Consider the following 13,780-nt stretch of genomic DNA (forward strand, 5'->3'; position numbering starts at 1 on the left):
GGATCGGTAGGCGGAAGTTGGCCGCACTAGCGTTTAGCCAGTTGTTCTACTAATTTCTTGATATGTTTCTTGAGGGAATCGCGCGTCGCGCCGTAGCCAACACTGGTGGGTGGTACATCGTTCCATAGTTCGATCGTGGGCTGAGCAGAAGCGAACTGCGCATCCATGGGCAGCACAGTTCCAATCGTGATCACACGTTGAGAGGCGGACACGTCGGAAGGCGTGGCGGCTGACGGATGAAAGGAACTCACGTCGAAACCGTCACCGCGCAGACCCTGAATAATTGCGGGCGGAACCGTCGTTGAATTGGGAGTTGCGCCGCGCGACACCGCCCGGAAACGTAATCGATGCTCCTGGGCCATTTGATTGAAGTAAGACGCCGCCATGATGGTGCTGCTCGTCCAAGGCCATTGGATAGTTGGCTAGCGGCCCTCCCGTGCTCCACGAATCAACTACGGTCCTCGTCTTACGGCCCACAACTGGGATCTTCCGGGATCCGGGCGAATTTACGAAGATTCTCGATCCATTCTTCTCTAGCTGGAACGACTCGGGATGGGTGTCTAATTTGATGTCCGCGAGTTTTGTCTCTTTCTGATCAAATTCCCCAACAGCGCCTACTCCGTAGCCAACCCAGATGTGGCCTCTGAGCGGATCGTAACGGAGATCGTCGGCATTGTCGCCGTACGACGTCGAGCTGAGCAGCTTCCACGAATTGGCGTCGAATGAGTACATTGCTAGTCATCAGCCACGCTGCGTATTCGGTCACGATCGTATGTACATCGGCGGGGTCGCCGGCGATGGTAGTTGGTGGGGCCACGTTCGCGTAGGCCGTCTCGCTACGCCAGGCTCCGCGAACGGGCGTCGATACTGAGTGAGTCGCATTTAGATTCAAATTGCGCCATCGCTCAAGGCCATCTGGCTCTCAATCCAGCGATAGGTTTTCTTTATACCATCGCGGAGTTGAATCGACGGCTCCCATCGCAATCGATCGAGAATCATCGTATTGTCGCTGTTGCGGCCATTTACTCCTTTAGGAGCCTTCAAATCATAGCTTCTCTTGAGCCGGATGCCCGCTATCTCCTCAACAATATCCACCCAGTTGATTAATGCAAACCATCTCGCTAGAGCCAAGATTGATCGGTTCGTCGATATTACTGTTCATGATCATTTGGGTCTCTTGAACACAGTCATCGATAAACATGAAGCTGCGCGTCTGATATCCATCTCCCCAAATATTGATCTCATGGCGTCCGGACCTCTTGGCTTCTATGATCTTCCGGCAGATGGCAGCAGGCACTTTCTCCCGTCCCCCTCTCCACGTACCGTATGGCCCATAGACATTGTGGTATCGCGCAATGCGACAGGTCAGGCCGAAGTCCTCCTCGAAATTCCGGCACATCCTTTCACTGAATAGCTTTTCCCATCCATATCCATTTTCAGGCATGGCCGGATAGGCATCACACTCCTTGAGAGCAACTACGTCCGGTCGGGTCTGACGGGTCGCGTTGTAGACACATGCAGATGACGCGTAGAAGAGCCTCTTAACACCAGTTTCGCAGGCTGCCAACAGCATATTCGTGTTTGTGAGCACGTTGAGCATACAAAGAGCCTTGTTTTTCTCAATGAACCCCATGCCCCCCATGTCTGCGGCAAGTTGATAGACGTGGTCTGCGCCTTCCGTTGCCGTCAGACAATGTTCTTTTTCTTTGAAGTCGAGGGAGAGATTCTCAACCCCATCCGCTATCTGGTGCCACTCTTCCAGTGGCTTGATATCGATAGCTCGGATGACTCGAATGCCCTGGACAATTAGGCTTTTTACAAGATGACCTCCGATAAAGCCGCCTGCCCCGCAAACAACTGCTGTTGGTGACGCAATACCCATCCGCAACTCCTTTCCTTTTTGCTAGCAGTTCATCGGCAAATCCTTCTTCAACCGCACGCCGCGAATCATCGCCCTAAGAGGCAATCTATGAGTGCACGAACAGGAAATTGTCAGAACACTGTCATTTTGTTGTCGCAGAACTGAGAACAATTCTCGTTTGCGCGTCCGCTCGTCCTCGGAAAAAACAGGCTGAATGTAGAACATCGCAGCGTCTGATTCCAATTAGGTTTGGGGGAGCCAATTAGGGCGCTCCAACAAGAGACCGAACATGATAATCGCCCCTTACGGAAGCGATAAGTCATACACCTCCGTATCGGCCAGCCCACGTGTCAGTGTGGCGAAGCAGGCGGCTGCGCTGTTGTTGCGGGAAAGAAAACGTCATTGCTCGTCTTTGGCTGCGCTTTGTCCGATTCATTCTCCACAAGAAGGTTGATGAGAACGACGGCCCAAAGCGGCAGAAGAAGATCGAACGGCTCCGCTTCAGCGAAGCCACGGATTACCACGAAGAAGACGATGCTGACGAAGATCACGCGTACCGATGGGTGCGCCATTCGGCGGATATTGCGAAGGAGGCTGCAGTACACGCCGCCGAGCAGAATAAGGCCGGCCCCACCGTAAGAGTAAACCTGTTCCAGCACCTCGTTCTCGGCGTGGCGTGCTTCGAAAGTCCCGAATACCGGCACCACGTTCCACATGGAATCGAAGCCGTGGCCGACCCACGGATGCTCTGTCACTTTGCCGACAATATAGCTCCAGATGGCGGTGCGTCCGGTCAGCGTCTCTGCCTGATTGCCGGACGATGTGTAGACGTCGTAGTAGGCCTCGAACAGGCCCCAGAAGGCCAGGATAAGCAGCACTGCACCTAGCGTGAGTAACAGCTTGGTTCTGCGACTCATGGAACGATCCTGGATCAGCAGATACGCTTCGCTGATGAGGAACGCTACGATGGTGGTCTTGCTCAGGCTCCGGACGATGGTGACGACAAGAAACAGAGTGACAAACTGCAACTTTGCCCCCCTGCGCCGCATGAGGTATTGCGCAAAGAAGACGGCGAAGACGCAGACGTTGCAGATGGAGTTGGCGTTGAAGAGATTCTCGTCCCCCAGTCGGAGATCGTACTCCGCCGGCATAATCCATGCGACGATTGCGACGCCACACGCACCGAAGAGGAAGCCCTTCATGACAGCGGCGGCGCCGCCGACTGTGCCCTTTAGGCGAAGGAGCAGAAGCGTAGTCGCTACGTCATGCCTCTCTTTGCTCCGCATCTGATCTATTCGACAGCGATGGTTCGTGGGTGGTGGCTTCCGCGTTGGGTGCCTTCCCAGCCGCTCGCCGAAGTGCGAACAGCAACGAACGATCTCCTCACAATGTTGTCGAACGGAGCACTTACGCCGCCAGGAATTGTGCGGCATCCAGTTAAGAACTTCCAAGAGGCAGTGCGCCAAGCTGATGGTGAGGCAGGACAGCACAAGGTCTTGCTGGATTTCTCCGAAGGGGCAACATAATCGGCGGAGTTTATGACGCGGTCGTCGCAGGAACCACAGCAGTACATCGACTACATTCCAAATCCACAACATCCCTGGCGTTATGGACCCTCGCCATCTGCTACGAAGGCAACCTCGTTGCCAATCCGAACGCACAGCAGCAGGCTGCGTGGCACTGCAAGGGGGAAGCTTGGCGGAGAAGAGCGTTCGAATCGTTGAGTATCAGTATTGAGACAGCAACGAAACCGGACCCGCAAAAGAGCCGGATCCCATCTTCTTCTAGATAATTCGCTCGTCGCATTCCTAATCATTGGCGAGCGTGGTCTTCACTCCCTTCGGCTCGGATTTGTCTGTCTGACTTAGGCGTTCTTCCACGTGCGTTGGAATGACTTTCCTGTTCTGGGCCTGTTCTGGGCTGGCTTATGCTACTCGTGACATGAGGCTAGGCTGTTGAACAGGGCTGGCTTCCCTTCTGATTTGCCTATCTATCTGCGTTCAGCGTGCCGCGCTCAAAGCACCCCCGCCCTTCGGACGCACGCTCTCCTTCCCAGAATCCGCTATGCGCCTCTATAGGTGCGGACTCCTTGCCCCAGGCAAGCTGGGGTCCCTTTCCGCAGATTCCGTTCAGTCGCCGAGGGAGTGGGTCGCGACGACACACCCGTTGGGCAAGCGTGTACCGCATCCAGCGGACAAACCACAAGAAACGGAGCCTTACACCAATGTTCAACAAAATCATCCTCATCGGTCGCCTCGGACAAAATGCAGAAGCCAAAACCGCTCAGAAGAACAAAGAGTTCGTCACCCTCAACATCGCAACCCAGGAGAGCTGGAAGAACGACAAGGGCGAATATGAGACCCGCACCGAATGGCATCGCGTCTTCGCCTGGAGCAATCTCTCCAGATTCGCCAAGACCCTCCAGAAAGGGCAGCTCATTACCCTCGAAGGCACTCTCCGCTATCGCGAGTACGAAGAAGAAGTCCACGGGCTTACGATCAAGCATCGTATTGCTGAGGTTCATGCCCTCGGCATGAAACGGCTCTCGAAAGTAGAAGCCGCTGACGATCCTTCCGATGGTGCCGACGACGAGTAGCCCTCGGCTCGGGTGGATGAGATCGAAGAGGTCTCATCCACCTGTTTCATTCAGACCCAATCATCACGGGACTAACCTCTGGCTCACGATTCTGCCTTTGATTCAAGCAATTATTGCCATTGCCGGCAACTCGCGGACTCGTTCTCACCGGCTTTCCGGGCGGTCTGGTGTAATGACGGGCGAGTTCTATGAAAACGTTTGCGCAGGCAATACTGCTGGTTCGTCCTGGTGGCAAGGCCGCCGTGCCTTTGCCTTGAAGTTGATTCAACCCACTTCGGCAAAGCTATCAGATGTAGTGGATCGCGAAATTACTCTTTCAATGTAGACGCGGGTTTCCTCCAACCTCTGTTCGAGCCCCTGGATGGAGTCGAGTTCTTCGGGCGAGAGATCCTCTCCGGTAGAGAGGTGGATCTTGATTGCACGGAGGGCATCTTCCTGTTCCTCCAGTAAGACTGCGAGCAGGTCAACTGTACTCATGGGCATTCGCTTTCACCTCCAGAAAGATTGATGAGTTGACGTCCGAGATGGTGCTTGGGATTCAACACGCGGAGTATTATTCGCCGCGCCACCGAAAAATTGATGTATTCCATCAGCCACCAATCTCAATGGGCGGCCTTGCGAAAAGCTTCAGTTGGTTGCTGCAAGTGTCCAGGTCGCGTCCAAGTCGTTTTCTCGGGCGAGGAGGCCCAAATAATTAGCTTTACATTCTTCTCAAACACGGCGTATGGTCCACCTACAACCGGCACAGCGATGAGGTGCAGCGCTCCCTCGTAACTCCCCTCCGGCCCATTTCTCTATTTCGACAGCGCTCCTCTCTGCTTTGCCCTAATCTGGCGGGCCCCCTAGGAGAGGAGACAAAAATGCAACTACGGAGAAGATGTTGTGCGCTCACACTTGGCTTTGCGATGCCGCTCGCGATGTCGTCCGTCGTACGAGCCGATGCTGTAACCGATTGGAATGCCATCGCCATGCAAGCAATCGCCGGTTCCCCGTCGCATCCCGGGGCGACGGCCATCCTTGACGGCGCGATGGTCCAGGTCGCGGTGTACGACGCCGTCGAGGCGATCAATTGCCGATTCAGGCCATACCACGTACGTATAAAGGGAGCCACAGGTTCGCCGGCGGCCGCCGCCGCCAAAGCCACCCACGATGTTTTGGTAAATCGCTTCCCATCTCTCACCGCATCTCTGGACACGACCTATCACGACTATCTGGCGGCGCACGGTCTGTCGGAGACCGATCCCGGCGTGGCTGTGGGCCAACAAGCCGCCGCCGGTATCATCGCCCTGCGGGCCAATGACGGAAGCTTTCCGGTGAACCCACCACCTTTCATCGGTGGGACCAAACCCGGCGTCTGGCGCCCTACGCCTTCTTATCTCCCGGGACCACCCCCGTCTAATTCGCCTGCGCTGGCGCCGTGGCTGGCCACCGTTACTCCCTTCACCTTAGTCAGTCCATCACAGTTTCGTGCGGTGCCGCCGCCGCCGCTAACGAGCAAGCGGTACGCGACTGCTTACCAAGAGGTCAAGTCCCTGGGCTCCGCCACAAACAGCTCCCGCACCCCCGCGCAGACCGACCTCGCCCTGTTCTGGTACTCCAACTACCAGGTGCTCTGGAACCGTGTACTGAGGGACATCGCTGGGGCGCACGTGCACAACATAGATGACAGTGCGCGGCTGTTCGCGTTGGTTAACCTGGCGATGGCGGATGCTGGGATCACCGCCTGGGATACAAAGTTTCACTATGTCTTCTGGCGACCGGTCACAGCTATTCAAGAGGGCGAGAACGACGGCAATCCGAGAACTGATGGCGATGCGAACTGGCAACCGCTGGTCAATAGTCCGAACTATCCCGACTACACCTCCGGGGCCAACAACCTAACGGGAGCCGCAACCCGTGCCCTAGCCCTCTTCTTTCGGACGGACGAGATGACTTTTTCCGTGACTACCACGAACCCTGCGGCGCTCCAGCAGGTGCGCACGTATAACCAGTTCTCCGATGCCGCCGCCGACGTGGTCGAGGCCCGCATCTATGAGGGAATCCACTTCCGCTTTGCGGACGCGCAGGCGCGGAAGCAGGGGCGCCACGTGGCCAGGTGGGTCTTCTCCCATTTTCTGCGTTCGGTCGACGACGACGAGTGGGACGAACACGACGATGGCGATAACGAGGAGTGATCGAGACAGCGGTTTGTCAGACCGCATATAGACGAATGACCTTCGGCTGAACAAATTCGGACCGCCAAAGCCTAAGCGCGATTGCAACGCATGGGCCGCGTCGGTCCGCGGTTAATCTTGATCGGACAGAAACTGTGGATGCCGTCCGCTCGGTAACACCGACGTCTTCGGCCCACACAACGGTCTCCTTGGAAGTAAGGGTATGCCGGGTTGTTTTCGGATTACGGACAAACCGGAAGCAATCTCGAATGCCCGCAAAGTCAGGTTTTGAGAAACTACGCTGACTCAGTTGTCGAAACCCCGTGGCACTGCTGTAAGCGCGAAATGACGCGCCGAAAGGTCTGACCGGCCTCTGTTTTTATCCCACCGAAATTTTGATGCATCCACTTGTCAGTTTTTGAAGGATTAGCGCATCTACTAGGCAGTTTTGAAGCATTTGGTGCATTCACTTCGCGTTTTCTGTCGCATCCTCTTTATGTGAAGTCGTTGAAAATTGGTCAAGGTTATTGCATCCACTTCTGTGTTTGACAGTGGTCATCCCAGGACCGAGCCTTGCGCCATTACTAGAAGTTCTCCGCCATCAAGATGACGGAAGTTTCGAATCCACTCTCGTGCGATGCGTGGCTGGCAGAAGTCTCGACGCGTGGTCGTGGACGAAAGGGTGACTTTTTGTAAACCTCGCACTATCGGCTGTCACGTTGAGGACCAACATTGGACCGTCCGGCAGCTTCAGAGCTGCAGGCGCGGCCTCAGCCCTGGCGAGCAGGACGCCCCATCGTTCGCTCTGCTCACACACAAGGTGAGACCCTGACACATCATGCTTTATCGATCGACGTTGTCGAGTATCCAGATGTTGCCGGATGTCTGCGCCAAGGGCAACACAAGGCGGCCGTCAGCCAGTGAAAAATCAACGTTGCTTATGTTTTTGGGAATCATCAAGGCCGGCGTCTCGAGCGAAGTGACCTGAAAGGGTTCGCCTTGCAGTTTGCCTTTCACTGGATCGAAGCGAACGCCCCACACATTATAAAAGCCTTTCCGTTCCGAAATGAAGTAGATCGTTTTTCCATCCGGGGACCATCGCGGTTTGTCGTCCCACTGCTTGCCGTCCGTAATGCGAATCCAGGACCCGCCAGCTGCCGGGATCGCGTAGATGGTGGAAGTCAACAAATTGCTTACCGCATTGACGGCAATCCATCTGCCGTCCGGCGAGAAGTGAGCCTGGTATAGCTGATAGTTCGGGTCCGAAATAATTTCGCGCGCGGAGGATTTCCCGGATAGAGGGGGATCGACAAATATCTTCCAGATGGAAGGACTTGAGTCATCATAGCGCGACACGAGCACAGACTTTCCATCGGGAGACCAGTCGAACACTGCGAAAGGTGAACCTATCACCTCAACCGGGTCTTCAGTGCGGTTTTCGCTCGACCAGACGATGAGTTGGGTCTCGCCGACCTGGTGACCCTTAAGATCTTTAACGTGGGAGTAAGCGGCTCGCTTGCCGTCTGACGACCAAACCGGAGCACTGCCACCATTGTAATAAGACTCAGTTGCCACAAGCGGTTTTTCACGTCCATTCGGGACAGAGGTTTCCCATATTCCTGTCTTGCCATCACGGATGCCCCAGACGCTTAGCTTCTTTCCATCTCGCGAGAGATCCAACGACCAGGCTTCGATTCCAGCAGACGTGACGGGTTCGCCCGGCCCCGTAACACGCCCGTGTTTGGCGTCGAAAGGAAATGCCCAGGCGCGAATCTGCTGACGCTCACTGGTAAATGCGAGCCTGGTCCCATCGGGAGAGACGGAGAGTTCGGCATCGGGTCCCGGAGATGTGGTCAAACGCTCGACATTCGTGGGCTGCAATGTGGCCGGGTCGACGGTCATGCGCCAGAGATTTCTTGCCCCGCGAAATCTGCGCTCGAAGAATAAGGCTTTCCCCGACGGCGCCCAGGCGAACCTGTAATCCGTTCCCCACTCCGGAATGGCGGGTGCCGCAGCAAGTCCTTCGAGCTGCTTCCGGAGTTCGGGTGGAAATCTCGATTCGATCGCACGGCCTCCGTCAACCGGCTCTGTCGAGAAATTGGGAACGAGACTACCGATGGGGAAGGTGCCGTTGACGTTAAAAATCCAAGCCGTAATCCTCTTGCCGTCCGGGTGCCACGTTGAAAAGACCGGCACGCGATCCGCTAGATCGGTCAGAATCTCACGAGGCGGGCTCCCGTCCAGGGCGACTACATATGCCGATTTCGCCATGAAGTTGAGCGCAGGCAGGAACAGAATCCGCGAACTGTCTGGCGACCAACGAGGATAGTGGCCGTACGAAGCAATCTTACGTTGCAGTCCGGCTCCGCCCAGCGCGGGCGTGATGTATATTCCGCCTTCGCCTTCCTCGGAACGATAAGCGATGTACTTGCCGTCGGGCGACCAGTCCGGTTGCCAGTTTTGGCCAGGACCTTTTGTGATCTGAATAGGATCGCCGCCGCTGATTTGTTGAATCCAGATATCGTACTTTCCGCCCCGGTCAGAGCTGTAGGCGACAAAACGGCCGTCTGGCGACCAGGTAGCACCGGTCTGCAGGCCGTCGTCGAATGTAAGCCGGGTCAGGGAGCGCTGAACAGGTTTCGCTGGACGATTCACAAGCCATTTCTTGTACGCGAACCATCCTGCGCCGGCCAGCAGACAGAGCGCGCCAAGCGCAACCAGCAGGCGCTTTCCCTGGGGCTTGCGGCTTTCTTCACGCGGGGGCGATTGATCTGCTGAAGTTGGCTCAATTGGGGTTTCGCTGAACACTCCTGGAGTACCGGCGAGCGGGAAGCCATCCTCGGAAACCTGCACATCGCAGAGAAAGCGGTAGCCGACGGTAGGGACTGTGGCAATGTAGCGCGGCTCGTGGATGTCGTCACCGAGCAGACGCCGCAGGACTGCGACACTTCGCGTGAGAGAACTCTCGGAGACCGAGCAGTCGTTCCAGACTGCTTCGAGAAGCTCGTCTTTTGTAACCACCCGGTCCGCGTGATGCAGCAGAAATTGCAGGACTTTAAAGACCTTCGGCTCAAGGGGCAGTACTTCTCCGGCCTTGGTGACGGAGAAGTTGCGCTCGTCGACCTGTACGTCGGCAAACCGAAAAATGCAGCCCGTCTGCTCCATCTGATCCCTCGTAAAACCATCATTGGCTTTAGGGAAATGAGAAGGAATCCGTAAAGACCCTGCGAAGCCCCGAGCGGAGAGTTCACCCAGCCAACCACGCTGAGGTGACTTTCCATGAAGACTCTCAAATGGCTCACATCTGCCAGTCTCGCTCTTGTCATGCTTCCAGGGCTCTATGCTGAGCCGCACTGCCCGGGAAATGTGCCCAGTATACGCCCGCGCATCGTCGGTCGCTCCCTGATGATTGTTTCCGTCATGCTGAACAGCTCAGGCCCGTATGACTTTGTGCTGGATACAGGAGCGCGGCTGACGATTGTTGATCGCTCCTTGGCCTCCGAGCTTCATCTCGCGCGGTTAGGCCCAACGCATGTAACAGGAGTGGGGACTTACATGAATGCAGAATATGGAGAGCTGGAGACACTTCAGGCAGGGACGCATGCAATAAAACGGCCGCTCATTCTTATACAGGACCTCAGGTGGGTACAGCAGAGCGACCGGCATGTTCGCGGCATTCTGGGCTCGAACTTCCTTAAGCATTATGACCTGCTGATTGATTATGAACGCCGCATTCTCTGCTTGGACAATATGGGGGAGATGCAGAAGAAAGTGAAGGGAGCACGCATTGCGCTGACGCCATCGCCTTACGCGGAACGCGATCAACCATTTACGCAGCTTCTGATCATCGCGGCGCGTGTTCCTGGTATTGCACACGAGCCGCTGTTCTTTGTGCTGGATTCTGGTGCTGACACGCCGGTTTTGTTCAAGGCCGGAGTGTGGTTGCACTCTACGTCGTTTATTACCTCACCCCTGCGCCGTCATCAGGCCGACGAGGTGGTGCAGGGCCTTGCTGTTCTACCACCATTGGATATGAAAGTCGGAGCCTCTTCCCTTCATCAGATATCGTTTGTGACACCGGTGGCTGCGGGAAAGGAAATTCCTGTAAAACCAGATATCGATGGGCTGCTGCCAACGAGCCTCTTCCGGAGTGCATTTATCAGTTATGCGGATCACTTTGCCATTCTTGAACCGCGATGAGCCTTCAGCATCGCCCTGGAAGCTGAGATTTTCTCACTAGCCCGATTTGGGCACCGCCGTCACGGTCTACCCCCGCGATGCGGCACCGAGCCTATCACCGGCTTCTCGGAAGTTGACTCCGAACCTCCTGAAAAGTTGGGTTTTCGGCGAGTTCACTCTGTATAGGATCGTGGTTTCCCAAAACCCCGTTTTCAGGGGGACAGCGTCTCAACGTTCAAAACGAATCAGTTCCTTAAAGCCGGCTTCCGAGGATGGGCCAGGCGATTTGAGAATCGCTCGCAACGGTTACCAACGACTTTGTTGTGTCGTGAATGTGAATTCGATAGCTTTGTGCCATCACAACACTTTAAAGCTCCCGGGACAGCATGCTGCGCTGATTTCGCAGGCAGCTTCTGCGACTTCTTTCAGTCGGATTTCGTCTTGTCCTCATAACCATTCACTTTGGAAGGCGAGAATTTCCATGAATCTGCACCGCTTTAGGCTGGCTGCCGTTATGGTCACGGCTCTGCTCATTTCGTCCGCAACCGCACAGAAACAGGCAGGCGACAAAGTCGATCTGGATGTGTTGGCACAGATCAAGACCGAGGCCTATCAGGGTTCGCAAGTGATGGAAAATCTCTATTACATGTCAGAGGTCTACGGTCCGCGCGTCAACAACAGCCGCAATCACCGCGCTGCCGCCGAGTGGGCTATGAAGCAGATGAAAGAATGGGGGCTCAAAAACGTTCATCTCGAAAAGTGGCCCTTCGGATATGGGTGGCAGATCAGGAAGTATTACGGCGCGCTGGAATCTCCTGCCTACGCCTCGCTGCCCGGTTTCCCTCTGGCATGGACGCCCGGAACCAACGGCCCCGTCACCGCAGATGCGATGTTTGCCCCCATCCACTCGAAGGACGACTTCGCCAAGTACAAAGGCAGGCTGAAGGGCAAGATTGTGCTCATCTTTGACCTTGCTCCGCTAAGGCTCCACACGACGGCGGAAGCGGCGAAGTCCCCAACGGATGAGGAGATTCTGGCGCGCGCAGGCTCGATGCGCGGTGGCGGCCCCGGGGGGCGCCCTCCTGCCGCCCCAGGCTCTCCTGAAGCCAATCGCGACCCCAGCGGTCGAGGCAGGCCCGGAGAGGGAACATGGGAGTTCACCCCGACGTCGCTTGCCTTGTCGGGAAACCAGGCTCTGCGGAACGAGCTCAACGCCTACCTTAAGGAAGAAGCTCCGGCTGTGGTTCTCACTCCGGGTTACAACGGAGACGGTGGCACCATCTTCTCAAGCTACGGCGGCTCTCAGAACCCCAAGGACCCGGTCCCTCCACCTATGGTGGCCATCGGTGCCGAGCAGTACAACCGCGTCGTCCGTCTGCTGCAGCACGGAACCACACCCAAACTAACCTTCGACGTCCAGGTCGAATACCAGAAGGACGACCAGAATGCCTTCAATGTCATCGGCGAAATTCCGGGTACCACCAAGCCGGATGAGATCGTGATGCTCGGTGGCCACTTCGATAGCTGGCAGGGCGGCACCGGCGCTACTGATAACGGCACCGGCTCCTCGGTGGCGATGGAAGCCATGCGCATTCTCGCCACGCTCAAGAAGCCGATGGCGCGCACAGTCCGCATTGCCCTGTGGGGCGGCGAAGAGGAAGGTGTCTATGGTTCTACCGCCTACGTGCAACGGCACTTTGCTCCACGCGACACCATGAAGAAGACTCCGGAGTACGACAAGTTCGACGTCTACTTCAACGACGACGGTGGCTCGGGCAGGTTCCGCGGAGTATCGGCGGGAGGCAGCCCGCAGATGGCGGAGATCTTCAGGTCCTGGATTGAGCCCATCAAAGACCATCACATCGTTGCTGTCGCGGGCACGGAGTTCAGGCCCACCCCGTCACCGGGTGGGACAGACTCGACCGCCTTCTCATGGATAGGTCTAAACGGCATCGGTTTCATGCAGGACGCGCTGGAGTACGGCACACGGACCCACCACTCCAATGCCGACCTCTATGACCGCGTGCAGAAGGACGATGTGATGCAGGGCTCCATGATCGAAGCATGGTTTGCCTACAACGCAGCAACCCGTGCGGAGATGCTGCCACGCATCCCAACCCCGGAGCCTTTGAAAACCAACGAAGCAAAACAGGAACGACAAAGAGGTGGGGCATAAAGCCTCACCCCTTTTCATTGCACTGACTGCTTGGGCTGGTCAATGCAACTGGAGTTCCTCAAAAGTTAGGTTTTGAGCAAGTTCACTCGGCCAGCTGTAGGATTAGTCACGTGGATACCAGGGACTTGCGAATTCCTCATTCTTCCGTCGTCGGACTTAATGACGAATTGGTGTGCTGGGCGGTCGTTGATCCTATCTGGCCTACAGCCGAAACTAAAGATGAACTGGCCCTTCTTGATCAAGGCACCAAAGGGCAGCAGGCGATCTATGCCACGATTCTGTACGCCCAGGAAGTAGACAACGGCGGCTTGGCACAATTCTTCGGAAATTCCAGCGGAATGCTTTGGCAACATGTAAGAAGCGGGTTGCAGCTCCTTGATGCCCAAGAGCAGATGGCTCTAATCACCGCTGCAATAGAAGCCTTTCCGCAAGGAGCGCCCTCAGCCGAACAGAGCGCGAGACAGCAGGCACTGCGAGAAATCACACAAGAACAACGAAATCTTTGGCGAGCGGGTGAAGGCCGAGTCTATGCTCTTGGCGGATTCTTTGCCGACCTCCGGCCAGTCTGGACGCGATACATACAAACTCACCCGGAAGATTTCTTTTTATCGAGCTAGAGATAGAACACGCATTTCATCTTCTCTATCGTTACTTCCCTCAAAGTTAGGTTTCCGGCAAGTTCAAGGGCGGTGCTGACCAGATTGCGAAGTTTCGTATAACCCCCGTTTCTGCGGGAAGCTCCAGCCGACGCCGGCGAAAACCAGCCGGCCTCGTCTTCCGACTCCCTAATCTAGCGGGGACACCCGCAACGCCCC

At 56.1% G+C, this 13,780-nt stretch carries 11 protein-coding genes; 5 read left to right on the plus strand and 6 right to left on the minus strand.

Annotated elements, in window-relative coordinates:
* Positions 1–26: 26 nt before the first annotated feature.
* The 4 genes from AC5S26_RS26505 to AC5S26_RS26520 form a co-directional block, all read right to left on the minus strand.
* A complete protein-coding gene (locus AC5S26_RS26505; protein WP_494187958.1) occupies positions 27–386 on the minus strand; it encodes a hypothetical protein in 360 nt (119 codons plus the stop codon).
* A gap of 502 nt (positions 387–888) precedes the next feature.
* Positions 889–1,044 (minus strand): hypothetical protein, encoded by a 156-nt coding sequence (locus tag AC5S26_RS26510; protein WP_494187959.1) that lies wholly within the window; start codon positions 1,042–1,044, stop codon positions 889–891.
* Positions 1,045–1,081: 37 nt separating this feature from the next.
* Positions 1,082–1,882 (minus strand): NAD-dependent epimerase/dehydratase family protein, encoded by an 801-nt coding sequence (locus tag AC5S26_RS26515; protein WP_494187960.1) that lies wholly within the window; start codon positions 1,880–1,882, stop codon positions 1,082–1,084.
* Positions 1,883–2,211: 329 nt separating this feature from the next.
* Positions 2,212–3,147 carry an O-antigen ligase family protein gene (locus tag AC5S26_RS26520; protein ID WP_494187961.1) on the minus strand — a complete coding sequence of 312 codons (936 nt, stop codon included), beginning with the start codon at positions 3,145–3,147 and terminating at the stop codon, positions 2,212–2,214.
* A gap of 938 nt (positions 3,148–4,085) precedes the next feature.
* On the opposite strand from AC5S26_RS26520, the gene AC5S26_RS26525 reads away from it, so the two are divergent.
* Positions 4,086–4,457 carry a single-stranded DNA-binding protein gene (locus tag AC5S26_RS26525; protein WP_494187962.1) on the plus strand — a complete coding sequence of 124 codons (372 nt, stop codon included), beginning with the start codon at positions 4,086–4,088 and terminating at the stop codon, positions 4,455–4,457.
* A gap of 264 nt (positions 4,458–4,721) precedes the next feature.
* Here AC5S26_RS26525 and AC5S26_RS26530 read toward each other — a convergent pair whose 3' ends face one another.
* On the minus strand, positions 4,722–4,934 hold the full coding sequence (locus AC5S26_RS26530) for a hypothetical protein (protein WP_494187963.1): 213 nt from the start codon (positions 4,932–4,934) through the stop codon (positions 4,722–4,724).
* 383 nt (positions 4,935–5,317) lie between these two features.
* Between AC5S26_RS26530 and AC5S26_RS26535 the strand changes: the two genes are divergently transcribed.
* The gene (locus AC5S26_RS26535) at positions 5,318–6,631 is read left to right on the plus strand and encodes a vanadium-dependent haloperoxidase (RefSeq protein ID WP_494187964.1); all 1,314 of its coding nucleotides are present in this window, start codon (positions 5,318–5,320) and stop codon (positions 6,629–6,631) included.
* Positions 6,632–7,453: 822 nt separating this feature from the next.
* Here AC5S26_RS26535 and AC5S26_RS26540 read toward each other — a convergent pair.
* Entirely contained in the window at positions 7,454–9,775 is a 2,322-nt protein-coding gene (locus tag AC5S26_RS26540; RefSeq protein ID WP_494187965.1) for a winged helix-turn-helix domain-containing protein, read from the minus strand.
* 114 nt (positions 9,776–9,889) lie between these two features.
* Here AC5S26_RS26540 and AC5S26_RS26545 point away from each other — a divergent pair, with 114 nt between their 5' ends.
* From AC5S26_RS26545 to AC5S26_RS26555, 3 genes are all read left to right on the plus strand, one after another.
* Positions 9,890–10,810: a retropepsin-like aspartic protease gene (locus AC5S26_RS26545; protein WP_494187966.1), complete on the plus strand. Its 921-nt coding sequence runs from the start codon at positions 9,890–9,892 to the stop codon at positions 10,808–10,810.
* A 460-nt stretch (positions 10,811–11,270) separates the two neighbouring features.
* A complete protein-coding gene (locus AC5S26_RS26550) occupies positions 11,271–12,965 on the plus strand; it encodes a M28 family peptidase (RefSeq protein WP_494187967.1) in 1,695 nt (564 codons plus the stop codon).
* 110 nt (positions 12,966–13,075) lie between these two features.
* Positions 13,076–13,582 (plus strand): DMP19 family protein, encoded by a 507-nt coding sequence (locus AC5S26_RS26555; RefSeq protein WP_494187968.1) that lies wholly within the window; start codon positions 13,076–13,078, stop codon positions 13,580–13,582.
* Positions 13,583–13,780: the final 198 nt, after the last annotated feature.

This window comes from Edaphobacter sp. FHG110511_03, assembly GCF_059115365.1.

What these genes read in the sequence shown, in the direction of transcription:
- AC5S26_RS26540 (WP_494187965.1), bottom strand. Translation starts at nt 9,775, where the DNA reads ATGGAGCAGACGGGCTGCATTTTTCGGTTTGCCGACGTACAGGTCGAC.
- AC5S26_RS26535 (WP_494187964.1), top strand. Translation starts at nt 5,318, where the DNA reads ATGCAACTACGGAGAAGATGTTGTGCGCTCACACTTGGCTTTGCGATG.
- AC5S26_RS26525 (WP_494187962.1), top strand. Translation starts at nt 4,086, where the DNA reads ATGTTCAACAAAATCATCCTCATCGGTCGCCTCGGACAAAATGCAGAA.
- AC5S26_RS26530 (WP_494187963.1), bottom strand. Translation starts at nt 4,934, where the DNA reads ATGAGTACAGTTGACCTGCTCGCAGTCTTACTGGAGGAACAGGAAGAT.
- AC5S26_RS26545 (WP_494187966.1), top strand. Translation starts at nt 9,890, where the DNA reads ATGAAGACTCTCAAATGGCTCACATCTGCCAGTCTCGCTCTTGTCATG.
- AC5S26_RS26515 (WP_494187960.1), bottom strand. Translation starts at nt 1,882, where the DNA reads ATGGGTATTGCGTCACCAACAGCAGTTGTTTGCGGGGCAGGCGGCTTT.
- AC5S26_RS26505 (WP_494187958.1), bottom strand. Translation starts at nt 386, where the DNA reads ATGGCGGCGTCTTACTTCAATCAAATGGCCCAGGAGCATCGATTACGT.
- AC5S26_RS26550 (WP_494187967.1), top strand. Translation starts at nt 11,271, where the DNA reads ATGAATCTGCACCGCTTTAGGCTGGCTGCCGTTATGGTCACGGCTCTG.
- AC5S26_RS26520 (WP_494187961.1), bottom strand. Translation starts at nt 3,147, where the DNA reads ATGCGGAGCAAAGAGAGGCATGACGTAGCGACTACGCTTCTGCTCCTT.